We start from the raw sequence: 13,205 nt of genomic DNA on the forward strand, positions 1-13,205 counted from the left end.
CGGCTATTGAGGCCGCACGGGACATCCGCTTCGTGCCTGGAGAAATAAAGGGCGTACCCACTTCAATGTGGATACGCCTAACAATCGGATTCCAGCCGAAGTAAAAACCTACTCTTTGTAGAGTGTCTTCACGTAACTCCAGCTTCTATTTTCATTGGCAATGGAACAATTCACCAGGTCCATCACACAATGTCCTTCGACATAATCGTCTGCCCAGTTCGCCGGATCCGCGTTCTGACATGACCCGTTATATGCTCCGCTACCACAATACGCGGCGAAATTGCCGGTACCGTACTTCATGACCATAAGTGTGCCTTCGTAGGTGCCGAACATCCGTTCTTCTATATCGAGTATGCCATCGAAATCCCAGTCCCCGAAAGTGAATGAGATCACGAGTGTCCCTTCCATTATGCCATTTACGGGATGTGTGATCTCCCAGTTCGGCTTGCTGGCAAGTGACTCCCCGTCAAATTCAGCTGTCCAGGATCCAGTCATTGGATTGTATTCAAAGAAATTGTCATAGAGGTACTGCCACCTGGCTGCCGGATCACCCGTCCCGGGCCAGCCGGTATCATCGATCTCAACCCACCAGGTCCCTCCGACCACAAGAGGGTCACCTGCGATGATATCCCCGAAATACATAGGAGGCGATGCCATGATCATGTTCCCAAAACCTTCGAAATCAAATTCGAGAAAAAGTGTATCGGGCATCTCAGCAAAAAGCTCGATCGGTATCAGGACGATCATGACTAGGAACAGGACCGATAAAGTGCGTCTTCTCATTTAAGCTCACTTCCTTTCATTGCAGGAAATTCAGTCCTTGTGAATCGCCTTGATCGAACCCCAGCTGGAAGCTTCGTTTGCTGTCACGCAGCTGGTATCGCGGAGATATAGTCTTCCGGATGCCGATATCGGTGAGGGAACATAAAGCTCCTCTTCCATCGTCGAATCATCGATAAGATCGAGAGTCCCTGCACAGTTGCCCTGACCGCAGAAACTCGTAAAGCATCCCTTGCTGAAATTTATGTAACATACAAATCCGATGGAAAACTGCTTGGCAAGATAATCGCTGTCTTCCATGATCCCGTTACCGTTGTAATCGCGGATAACAACTCTGAAGCTCGAACAGAGGCCCCCGAGAGTATCGCCGGCATCGGTGTAGAAACGCCATTCAGGCGCATCGTCTCCCAGCATCACCTGAGGCCATTGTCCGTCCCATCCTTCGGCTCCCGGCGTGGCATCATATGTGAAATAATTCGAGAAGATATAATCCCATCTCTCATTGTTCGGCGTTCCCGGGTTATCGACAGGCCAGCTGCTGTCGTCCATTGAGATCCAGTAAACACCCGTAGACAATGTCCCTCCGGTAATATTCCCGCTCCAGTAAGGGGGTGAATCCATAAAAGAACCTCCCCCGTCGAGCGCAAACGTCTCCGTCCTAAACTCGATGGCAGAGATGCCTGAAGCGGAAAAAACGAGGAAGGAGAATGCCATAACGACTAACATTACCCTTTTGATCACTGCTTCCCTCCTTTATGAGAACTCTCTCTTTGCTTCTGTAAAATATTTTTTACCAACCCTGAAGCATTCTACCACAAACCCGAAAATAATTAAAGAAGAATCTATGAATATATCTACCTAATAATCTTTATTGCTGGTCACCAGACTTCTCTCTCCCTGTAAACGTCGAATATTCTCAGGGAATAGTCGGAAAATTCACCTATCACTTCGGGGTAACCATCGTTATTCATGTCAAATACCATTATTCTGTCTCCGAAGCTCTCGGCCCACTCGAGTTCAATATTGCGGAATTTGCTATCTATGACCACGCCTGTGTTCAGGACGATCTCGAGTTGGTCATCGGCGTCCATATTTGCCACCACGATCTCGGACGCCTCGAATTTTCTTTCGCTTTTCCATTGTATGCTCTTGTCGAGTGCATCGATGATATACAGCGTCCCGTTTGCTATCATCACGAATTCCTGCTGTGGGTCACCGTCTATATTGGCCAGCTCCACGGCCTCGATACTGGTGTAATCATCCTCGATATTCTCCCAGAGGTTTACATATCCTTCCATTGAATATATCAGCAACCTCCCGGCTACCGTCACGATGACAATGTCGGGACTGCCGTCAGGTTCGACGTCCGTTATGAAGAATCTTCTCACCCTGGCTCCCAGATTCGTCAGTTCCCATTCCCTCTTCCAACCGCTCCCCGTCCATCTATTCAGGAATATTTTCCCGTTGACGTCAGCATATATCACTCCCCAGCCACTACCATTATCCAGCGGGATTATTTTGGCGAAGGGGAAACGGCCGAATGCATCCAACATCTCGTACGGATCCAGTTCAACGGCCCAGGCCCCTGACATCTCACCACTGAACAACACTGCCATCACGAAAACCGCTCCCAGAATCAAAAGTTTCTTCATCAGTCGACTCCCTTCCTGACTACCTTTCTTACTCCCCTGGAAGACCCGCCACGACGGGGGTCGGATACACCGTACATTTCTTTTTCCTGAATCATGATCACCTGGGCATCGCCTATCGGGGCCCTCTCTTTTATGATATGCCCCCTGCTCTTCAGACCTTCAATAACGGATCGATCGACCATTCCTTTTTCGTAATAGACCTTATCCGGCATCCATTGATGGTGGATCCTCCCGTCAGACACTGCTTCCTGAGGGCTCATGCAGAGATCGATTATATTTACGATTATCCGGGTGACGGTCGTTATGATTGTGGAACCGCCCGGCGAACCAAGAACCAGAAGGGGTTTTTCGTCCCGGAGGACTATCGTCGGTGTCATCGAACTGAGCATCCTCTTGCCTGGCTCGATTGAGTTGGCCTTTCCTCCCACCAGGCCATAGATATTCGGCACACCCGGTTTTGACGAGAAATCATCCATCTCATTGTTCATAAGGAAACCTGCGCCTTCCACAACTACTTTCGAGCCATAAGCGCTGTTGAGTGTCGTTGTAACAGCAACAACATTTCCTTCTCCATCAGCGATTGAATAATGTGTGGTCTCCTCGCTCTCGTGTGAGCCTGGGAGAGCCTTTCCAAGACTCGAAGATGGCGTCGCACTCTCCCCGATCGAATTCCTGAGCCGATCCGCATATTCTCTTGAAAGAAGCCTCCCGAGAGGCATATCGATAAAGTCAGGATCTCCCAGAAACTGAGCACGATCCCTGTACGCGCGTCTCTCCGCCTCTATCAGGAGGTGTTCGACATCTGCTTTCACCCGATCATTTTCCTGCATGTCGAACCCTTCAAGTATATTCAGAATCTCCAACAACACGATCCCGCCCGAACTTGGTGGAGGAGCTGATATCACAATATGCCCACGATAGCTCCCGATTACAGGCTCCCTGAAAACAGCCCTGTATTCGTTAAGATCATCCATCTTGATGAGTCCGCCACCCCTCTCCATCTCACGGACGATCAACCTGGCCACCCATCCCTGATAAAAAGCTTCAGGCCCATCTTGAGCTATTAATTTAAGTACACGTGCCAACTCCGGCTGGACCAGAGTGTCCTCCGGCACCATAGGCCTGCCGCTTTCCCTGTAAAACTTCTTAACTCCAGGATATTCGCTATCGTATTTCATTAATTTTCGAAGCGAACGTGCCAGATGATAATCGATCGTGAATCCTTTTTCCGCCAGTCTGATGGAAGGTTCGATCAGTTCTTCCCATTCGAGGGTCCCATACTTCTCCCATGCCATATACAGCCCAGCAACCGTGCCGGGCACACCGCAGGCTCTGTGACCGGTCGTGCTCATCCCTTTTATCACATCTCCGGCCCTGTCGAGATACATATTCTCAGAAGCGGCCATAGGAGCCTTTTCCCTGAAATCGATAAAAAATACTGTTCCTGAATCCATTCTGGCGAGCAGAAAACCACCCCCGCCAATATTCCCCGCAGAAGGGAATGTGACCGCGAGGGCAAATCCGGTAGCAACAGCGGCATCGATCGCGTTGCCACCCTTTTCAAGAATAGCCACTCCGACTGATGTCGCTTCGGAACATGCTGTAGAGACCATTCCGGCTGACGATCTTTCGGAAACCGGATCACTTGCAACAAGAGGTATGGATGAAAAGAATATCGAAATAACCAGCGTTATTGCGATCCTGGAAAAATATGATCGAATGTGGATGTTCATCGGCTCCCCCCGCAACATCAGTCACCTCCAGGAATATCCCGCAGGCGTGCCGATGATACCAGTATCGTCATTCTATGTAAACGTATATTCAGTTTTGCGGCCTGATATCAATTCTTGAAAAGGTACTGGATGACGTCACCGTCTTTTATAGTATAATCGTGGCCCTCTGTACGGAGGTGACCATGATGCTGAACTTCCGATTCCGACCCGTGATTGTCGAGATCAACATAACTCATTACCTTTGCCCTGATGAATCCGTCTTTCATATCGCTGTGGATCATCCCTGCAGCGTCAGGAGCCTTCGTTCCCTCGAGTATCGACCATGCCTGCAGTTTCCCATTGGCAGCCGTGTAGTACCTTACGAGGCCCAGGAGAGAATGGCATCTTTCGATAAAACTATTTCTAGCTTCGTCCTCTATCCCCAGTTCCCGCATATACTCTTCCCTCTCGCTCTCGGGAAGTTCCGTCAGTTCCTCCTCCACCCTCGCGGATATGACCACCGGTTCATGGCCATGATGGTCCCGGACCTTTGATACCTGTCCTTCCAGGCAGTCAGCCTCTTCGGACTCACCCGAGTTCAGGACCAGTATCATCGGCTTCTGCGTAAGAAGCCCCAGTTCGCTCATGGTCTCCAACTGATGCTCGTTCATACCAGCCTGGTCCACACGTTCTTCTTCCGAGAGAGAACCTCTTATCATTTCCAGAAATTCGAGCTCCTTCCTCTCACCCTTTTTTACAGCTTTTGCCCGCTCTCTCTCCTTCGAGATCCATTTGCTGACCCTGTCCAGATCAGACAGGAACAGTTCTGTCTCAACGGTCTGAAAATCCCTGACCGGATCGACCCCCTCAAAGACATGGCTGATATCGGAATCATCGAAACAACGCAGGACATGGACCAGAACGTCGGCCTCCCTGATATGATGAAGAAACTTGTTCCCCAACCCCTCCCCCCTGCTCGCGCCCTCTACCAGGCCGGCAATATCGACATATGTGATGTGACTTGGAATGACCTTGTCCGGACACAGGATCTCCGCCAGCCGACCGAGCCTTTCGTCTGGTACGGCAACGACCCCCTTGTTGCATTCTATGGTGCAGAAGGGATAGTTGGAAGCCTCGGCACCGGCGCTCGCGAGGGCGTTCAGAAGTGTGGATTTTCCAACATTCGGAAGACCGATTATACCGATTGTGAGCGCCATGTCGCCCCTTTCTTCATCCGGAGAAGTCTTTTTCTGCCATACTGCGGTGGATGCCTTTCAGAAACAATGATAGCCCAGGTGATGCACTCTGTAAAATGAAAAATCCCCGGCCAAGGGGCCGGGGATCTTCATTTGTACTATTATTCCAGATCGTCTACTTCATGAACAACGGGGCGAAAACAAGAGCCACTACCGCCATTAGCTTGATCAGGATATTCATGCTCGGCCCGGAAGTATCCTTGAACGGATCTCCGACAGTATCCCCGACCACAGAAGCAGAATGCGCGTCGGTTCCCTTTCCACCAAGGTTTCCCTCTTCGATCCATTTTTTCGCGTTATCCCAGGTACCACCCGCATTCGACATGAAAATGCCCAACAGCACACCTGTCACCGTGGCCCCCGCAAGGAAACCTCCAAGCGATTCGGGTCCCAGCAGGAATCCCACAGCAAGCGGAGCGATTATCGCTATGATACCCGGCAGGATCATCTCCTTCAGGGCAGCCTTTGTCACGATATCCACGCACGACTTGGTATCGGGCTCAGCCTCACCTTCCATCAGGCCGACGATCTCTCTGAACTGTCTTCTTATCTCGATCACCATCTTGTTCGCCGCCCGGCCCACACCCTTCATCGTCATGGCGGCCATCATGAACGGCATCATCCCGCCTAGGAAGAGTCCTATGACTGTCCTCGTTGACGCGAGGTTGATCGAATCCAGCCCCACAGTCTTCTGATAGGCGCTGAACAAGGCAAGCGCGGTTAGTGCTGCCGAACCTATGGCAAAACCCTTGCCCACCGCAGCGGTCGTATTCCCTATGGAATCAAGCTTGTCAGTTATCTTCCTGATCTCCGGTCCGGCTTTCGACATCTCGGCGATACCCCCGGCATTGTCGGCGATCGGACCGTAAGAATCTGTCGACATCACTATCCCGATTATAGAGAGCATTCCGACAGCAGATATCGCTATCCCGTAAAGTCCGCCACCAAAGGTATAGGCAACAAACATCGCGGCCGCGAGAGTGAAGATCGGCATGATCGTGCTTTCAAAACCGACAGCCAGTCCTGTGATAATAACAGTAGCCGGGCCGGTCTCGCTGGACCGGGCCACTGTCTTTACAGGCGGGCCCGAAGTAAAGAACTCGCTCTCCGCTCCGATAAGAATACCCGCCACTATTCCTGCCAGGATGGCCCAGAATGGCTCTGTTGTACCTAACACCATCTTTATCAAGAACCACGAGGCAGCTATAAACAGGATTCCGCTGAAATATTCGCTGTACCGCAGAGCTTCCTGGGGACCGGCCTTCTTCAACAGGCCGATCGACCAGATCCCGATCACCGAAGCAATGAGGCCCACGGCGATCAGAAGTATCGGAAGCGCCATATATCTGATATTCTCAACGCCTGTCATTGATGCTCCGAGAGCTATAGCAGCGATAACGCTTCCCACGTAACTTTCAAAAAGATCCGCACCCATTCCGGCAGTATCCCCGACATTGTCTCCGACGTTGTCGGCGATCACTCCTGGATTCCTCGGGTCGTCTTCGGGGATTCCCGCCTCTATTTTGCCGACAAGGTCGGCCCCGACATCCGCGCTTTTCGTAAATACGCCTCCACCCACACGCGCGAACAGGGCGATCGAACTTGCTCCCATCGCGAACCCGTTGATTATTTTTGGATCCCTTGTAAAGAAAAAGTAGAAGCCTATCCCGACAACACCCAGGGCCGCTACCGATATACCCATCACAGACCCGCCACCGAAAGCGATCATCAGCGCTCTGTTCATACCGCCGTCCTTGGCTCCCTGGCAGGCTCTCACGCTGCTACGGGTCGCCGCTTCCATCCCAAGCAGTCCGGCTCCCATCGAGCATATCGCTCCGATCAGGAATGCGATGGCCGTCCAGGTACTGAGCGCGAAATTCAGTACGACGAATATTATCGCGATAAAAATCGCGATAATGCTGTATTCTCTTTTAAGAAAAACGAAGGCCCCGAGATGGATCTCGTCCGCGATCTTTTTCATCACATCCGTACCCTCAGGATATTTTTTTACATTAAAATAAGTGATAACAGCTATCACCATTCCTGCCACGCCGATCCACGGCGCTACATTCAACAGCTTGGCCAGAAACTCAGCACTCATCATGTCCTCCAGTTCTCCATGTCGCCTGATCTTACAGCAGTCTGCTAAACATGTTTTCGGTTCGCAACCTCTTATATTTAGGCAAAGTTGTCAAGAAGATTCACATTGTCTGTGAATACCAGCTAAAAAGAACCAGCCCTTTTTGTGAGCTGGCTCTATCTTCTTTTTGTTGACCCGTCCTTCAGGAAATGACTCCCAATTTCTTTCCGACCTTTATGAAAGCTCCCACCGCTTTTTCCAGATGTTCCCTGTTATGGGCAGCTGATATCTGCACTCTGATCCTCGCCTTTCCCTTTGGAACAACAGGATAGAAGAAACCGATGACATATATTCCTTCATCGAGAAGCATATTAGCCATATCCTGTGAAAGTTTCGCGTCTCCCAGCATGACTGGGACTATCGGGTGAGTACCAGGGACTATATCGAATCCGGCCGCGTTCATTTCCTCTCTGAAATATTTAGTATTTTCTGCAAGGACCCCAAGCATCGCGCTGGGCTTCATCAGCATATCAAAAGTCCTGATAGCTGCGGCGACGAGGGCCGGGGGTAGTGAATTGGAAAAAAGGTAAGGGCGCGATCTCTGCCTGAGCAGATCGACGATCTCCTTCCTTCCTGTAGTGAATCCGCCTGAAGCCCCACCCATCGCCTTGCCAAGAGTCGAAGTTATTATATCTACTCGTCCAAGCGCGCCACAGTGTTCCACACTTCCCCGTCCGGTAGGCCCGAAGAAACCTGTCGCGTGAGAATCGTCTACCATGACCAGCGCTCCGTATTCTTCGGCTATATCGCATATCCTGTCAATCTGAGCAATGATCCCATCCATGGAGAATACTCCATCTGTGGCTATCATGATCCTTCCGACACCATCAGCTTTCGCAGCTTCCAGCTGGACCTTGAGGTCTTCCATATCATTATTCTTGTAGCGATACCTCTTGGCCTTACATAACCTCACGCCGTCAATGATCGAGGCATGGTTCAGTTCGTCGCTTATGATCGCGTCGTCCGCGGAGAGAATCACTTCGAAGAGGCCCCCGTTAGCGTCGAAGCACGATGTATAGAGGATCGCGTCCTCAGTCTTGAAGAACTGGGATATCTTCCCCTCGAGTGTCTTGTGTATGTCCTGTGTGCCGCATATGAACCTGACTGACGACAGTCCGAATCCATGGCTGTCCATTGCTGACTTGGCCGCTTTGATAAGGCCCGCATTATTCGCCAGGCCCAGATAGTTATTCGCGCAGAAGTTCAGGACATTCTCGCCTGTGGAGACTGTAATAGCCGCCTTCTGGTCCGAGGTGATGATCCTTTCGTTCTTGAACAACCCAGCCTGTCTGATCTCTTCGAGAGTAGCTTTGAGCTCTTCTTTTAAATTGTACATTCCCCGCTCCTCTTTCCTTTCTTTCCGGCAGGATCGCCCGCCGTTGCAACCGGACTATATCCTCAATTCACCCTTTTCCGCCCTCGATCCGAGGACCTCCAGCATATCCCTGGTCATCTCTTCTATCCCATATTCCGGCAACCATCCCCATTCGGCTCTTGCCGCCGAATCGTCCATATTGTTCGGCCATGAATCTGCTATCGCCTGACGGACAGGATCGTTCTCGTATGTGATCTCGAATCCTGGAATATATTTTCTTATCTCGGCAGCGATCATTTCGGGAGTGAAATGCATGGCTGTGACGTTGAAAGCATTCCTGTGCGTAAGGGCCCCGGAATCGATTTCCATCAAATCGATCGCAGCCTTTATCGCATCAGGCATATACATCATATCCAGAGAAGTATCAGGATTCAGATAGCAGGTATACCTGCCGTCAAGGATAGCCCTGTAGAATATCTCCACCGAGTAATCTGTCGTGCCGCCGCCCGGAAGAGTGACGTTCGAAATGATACCGGGGTACCTTACACCCCTCGTATCGACACCGAACCGGAGATTGTAGTAATCACATAGAAGTTCACCTGACACCTTCGTTACCCCATACATGGAGTGGGGACGCATTATAGTGTCCTGAGGAGTGTCATCGAGAGGAGTATCCGGACCGAAAGCTCCTATCGAACTCGGGACAAAGAGACTGCATCCGTTTTCCCGCGAGACTTCCAGTGCGTTGAACAGCCCCTCCATATTTATCTGCCATGCTTTCTGCGGACTCGATTCGGCCACGGCCGAAAGAAGAGCCGCCAGATGATAGATGACGTCGATATCGTTCTCCCTGACAATGCGGTTGAAATCCTCTATCGACAATACGTCGAGCTTCTCGAACCTCTCCGCGCAGTCCAGACATCCATTCCCGTCATCCCTGATATCGGTGGCGACGATATTATCCCCACCATACCTTTCACATAGAGCGCCGGCCAACTCCGAACCGATCTGTCCGAGCGATCCTGTGATCAGTACTTTTCTCTTCTCGATATTTCCCATCTACGCCCCTGCCTTGTTGTCTGTTCCAAATGGTACATCATAATACATCAAATTATTGTACAGCCACACCGAGGTCAAGCCTTCCTGTTCCTGCATGCCGGACGGCTGAAAATGATTTTCGTTTATTACTGCCTGCCAGGCTACCCTACTCGAGATCTTTCAGTGCCTCCTCTGTAGCGTGAAGCAGAGCATCAGGACCGACCGGAGTCCCATCTGCGTTGATCATCCACAGGTCAGGCGCAATGTTTCCAGCCAGCGACATCCTCTCGAATTCACTGCCTATGTTTCCTGCCTTTTTCATCTGTTCCTTTACCTGGAAGGCGATCATATGTCCGATCGCGTAATCCGGGATATAGAGGAACGAGTGGATGATATGAGAATAGATCCCGAGAATATAGATATCCTTAACGCCGAACACCGGAGCGAAATACTGGTTCCAGACATCCTTTGAGATATCCAGCACCGCATCCCTGAGTTCCCCGGCTGTAGCTTCCGGATTATCGTACATCCATCTCCAGATACGCATGTCTACAAGAGAGACGCCACCGATCTCGTATGTGTTCCAGAAATCGTTCAGGACATGCATCGCTTCTGACTTGGGGTCGTGTCCAGGCTCGAGGCCAAGGAGCATCAGGTCATTCTCCTGAAAGACGTACGCAAAAGCCTCGGTGAACGCAGTGTTTGGGACACCGTTGAGAAGGGTGTGGTCGATATAGTTCATTGTTATCGTCTGTTCGACATTATGCCCCAGCTCATGGGTAGCGATGTTGAATCCCTTATAGTCCATCCCATTCTTCCCTATCCTGGTCCGAAGTCTCGCGGGCTGGTTCCGCATCTCTCCACCGGATGCATGGCCACTGCCGCGCGCTGCTTCGACAAGTATGTTCTCCGAGATATCGTCTATCTTGCTTTTATCGAAACCGAGGAGACCGAGGAACTTGGGTATATCCTTTTTAAAGTCTTCCGGATTCGGATACTTCTCCCGGACTATCCTGTCCAGTTCGGCTTCGTTGTATTTTCCGGTGGAACGGAATCCGTTGTACCAGATGTCGAATGGTTCCAGATCCCTGCCGAGCCTCTTCTCTATGATCGCCCCGACTTTTTTGACCAGAGGTGAAGAACAAACCTTTACCAGCATCTTCTCCACGTCCTCTTCACGTATCTCCCTTCCTTCATCGAAACGCCTCGATATTAACGTCGGAGCGGAAGGAGAATACTCGTCGAGGAGCCTTGAAGCCCTGAAACAACCGAGCAGGATCTCGTACCTCGTATCGGGTTCCCTGTCCGCAGTCACCTTCATCCCTGTGATCGCCTCTTCACCGGAATCATTGACAGCAGCAGTCTCCACCCTGTTCGTAAACGGATTCCAGTCTACATGTGGATTATTGACTACTATCTCAGGGATGGTCTGGTCGACTATCATCTCCATTACACGGAAGATCATCTTCTGCTTCTCGAATCCGATCTCATCATCGGCATAGTTGGCCTTCAGTTCGTCCCTGAGGTTCCAGTGGGAAAGAAGCCTCAGGCCCTTGGGGAACAATCTCTCTCCCCTGTCGTTCAGAAGATGGTGCATCCAGATATTATAATCGGCGATATACTCGTCCGACGCTGCACCAGCCTCCGACAATGCCTGATTGACATGGGCCGGTACTCTCCGCGAAAAACTCTGCGCGAGCCTCGCCATCGCCCACTCCTCCCGGGTCCACTTCTTCCCCTCGGTAAGTCGTTCCTCGAGAGTAGTGACGGGGAAATTTAGCAGGGCGACAAAAGCCAGTTTGTTGGCGAATAAATCGTCCGCAATATGCGCGCCGGGGTCGTATCCGGCAAAGACCCTGTCCATCGGCAGTATCGGCCCGAGGTCGAGGTCCGCCTGCCTGCGCATCTCAATAGACATCCCGTGGATCGATCCATTTATTTTCTCCAGTATCGATTCGAACCTGGAAAACATCCCCGCGAGTGTCTCATCGTCCATGGCAAAGTTATCGAGCACGAAAGTTTCGAACACTTCAGGCCCACCATCCTCATCCCGCCAGAAGTCAGCTACCTGCGACATTCCACGGACAAGTCTTTCACTCTGGGTGTCCCCATGACTCGAAGTCACTTCCTTTTCGATTTTTTCAATAGATCCCTTTATCCATGATGGCCTGGCCTCCGCGGCCATCGTCATTGCCATCATCGATAATACGATTATCAAGGACGTATTGAAAATGAACGGGACATTGACGAAACTTCTCATACTGCTCTCCTTGTTTAAACGACGGTTTCGGAGCGGCGATTCTATCATCAGAGGCTCCAAATCTCAAGCAGATTGTCCTTCTCCGGATCTATTCCACTCCGGACACGGAAAATCACGTCAGAATTCAATCCGAGCCCTGAAACGCAGGTGGATGTTTTTTGTGGAAGTCCGTCGACTCCTGATACTTGCCTGCCACCGCGAGAAGTAGCCCTTCTTCAAACAACCGACCGTTGAATGTGATGCTTACTGGCTTGCCTTCATCTGAAAAACCGTTCGGAAGAACGACGCAGGGATGCCCGGTCAGATTTGTCAAAAGTAGATTTTTACCGACAAACGATGGGGAGACCCATACGTCGACTGGAAACTTATCCATCTCCTGCATCAGCATATACCTGATCCTGTTCGCCTTGATATATTCAACAGCCGGGATGAACCTCGCGGCACGAAATACATTCGGCCAGGCGTTCCTGATCTGCCTGACCATCTGATCGTCTCTATTCGATCTGGTCAATTCATCGAAGGCTGCAGCGGCCTCCGCGTTCAATACGAAAGCCATTGAATACACCGGATAGTCAGGAAGCTCCACAGGCACAAGTTCGAATCCAAGCTCCCTCAGTACATCGAGAGTCCTGGCATCGGTCTCCTTCCAGTCATATTCTTCATCAAAAGCCGATTTGATATATCCGATGCGAATCGAGGCAGGATCGATATCCTGATCATAGACAAACTGAACATCTCTGACAGTTCTGTCGATACCATCGCTCCCCCTGATCGCGTCAAAGACTATCGCGCAGTCGTCGACTTCCCTGCATATGGGGCCTATCTTGTCCATGGACCAGCTCAGAGCCATTGCTCCCGCCCTGCTGACCAGCCCGAAAGTAGGTCTCAAACCTGTGGTTCCGCATCTTGTCGAAGGCGATACGATCGAACCCCAGGTCTCGGTCCCTATCGCAAAGGGGACAAGTCCGGCGGCCGTGGCCGATGCCGAACCTGCCGACGAACCGGACGAACCCTCTGTGGGATCCCACGGATTCCTTGTCATCCCTCCATAC

The 13,205-nt window shown here is 51.1% G+C and carries 10 protein-coding genes; all 10 read right to left on the reverse strand.

Annotated elements, in window-relative coordinates; all coding sequences use genetic code 11:
- Positions 1-108 precede the first annotated feature (108 nt).
- Positions 109-783 carry a hypothetical protein gene (locus KOO63_14805; GenBank protein MBU8923086.1) on the reverse strand — a complete coding sequence of 225 codons (675 nt, stop codon included), beginning with the start codon at positions 781-783 and terminating at the stop codon, positions 109-111.
- Between the two features lie 30 nt (positions 784-813).
- A complete protein-coding gene (locus KOO63_14810; GenBank protein ID MBU8923087.1) occupies positions 814-1,521 on the reverse strand; it encodes a hypothetical protein in 708 nt (235 codons plus the stop codon).
- A 137-nt stretch (positions 1,522-1,658) separates the two neighbouring features.
- The gene (locus KOO63_14815; GenBank protein MBU8923088.1) at positions 1,659-2,432 is read right to left on the reverse strand and encodes a hypothetical protein; all 774 of its coding nucleotides are present in this window, start codon (positions 2,430-2,432) and stop codon (positions 1,659-1,661) included.
- Entirely contained in the window at positions 2,432-4,165 is a 1,734-nt protein-coding gene (gene ggt, locus KOO63_14820; protein MBU8923089.1) for a gamma-glutamyltransferase, read from the reverse strand. Before ggt ends, KOO63_14815 begins: the two co-directional genes overlap by 1 nt.
- A gap of 107 nt (positions 4,166-4,272) precedes the next feature.
- Positions 4,273-5,361 (reverse strand): redox-regulated ATPase YchF, encoded by a 1,089-nt coding sequence (ychF, locus tag KOO63_14825; GenBank protein MBU8923090.1) that lies wholly within the window; start codon positions 5,359-5,361, stop codon positions 4,273-4,275.
- 154 nt (positions 5,362-5,515) lie between these two features.
- Positions 5,516-7,501 carry a sodium-translocating pyrophosphatase gene (locus KOO63_14830; GenBank protein ID MBU8923091.1) on the reverse strand — a complete coding sequence of 662 codons (1,986 nt, stop codon included), beginning with the start codon at positions 7,499-7,501 and terminating at the stop codon, positions 5,516-5,518.
- A 181-nt stretch (positions 7,502-7,682) separates the two neighbouring features.
- Complete coding sequence (kbl, locus tag KOO63_14835; GenBank protein MBU8923092.1) at positions 7,683-8,876, reverse strand: glycine C-acetyltransferase; 1,194 nt, start codon at positions 8,874-8,876, stop codon at positions 7,683-7,685.
- A gap of 54 nt (positions 8,877-8,930) precedes the next feature.
- Positions 8,931-9,914, reverse strand: coding sequence for an NAD-dependent epimerase/dehydratase family protein (locus KOO63_14840; protein ID MBU8923093.1), 984 nt, complete (start codon positions 9,912-9,914; stop codon positions 8,931-8,933).
- Between the two features lie 145 nt (positions 9,915-10,059).
- Positions 10,060-12,153 carry a hypothetical protein gene (locus KOO63_14845; GenBank protein MBU8923094.1) on the reverse strand — a complete coding sequence of 698 codons (2,094 nt, stop codon included), beginning with the start codon at positions 12,151-12,153 and terminating at the stop codon, positions 10,060-10,062.
- 124 nt (positions 12,154-12,277) lie between these two features.
- Positions 12,278-13,205, reverse strand: a 928-nt coding sequence (locus KOO63_14850) for an amidase (protein MBU8923095.1), incomplete at its 5' end; no start/stop codon positions are given.

This window comes from Candidatus Latescibacterota bacterium (genome assembly GCA_019038625.1).
Taxonomy (GTDB): domain Bacteria; phylum Krumholzibacteriota; class Krumholzibacteriia; order Krumholzibacteriales; family Krumholzibacteriaceae; genus JAGLYV01.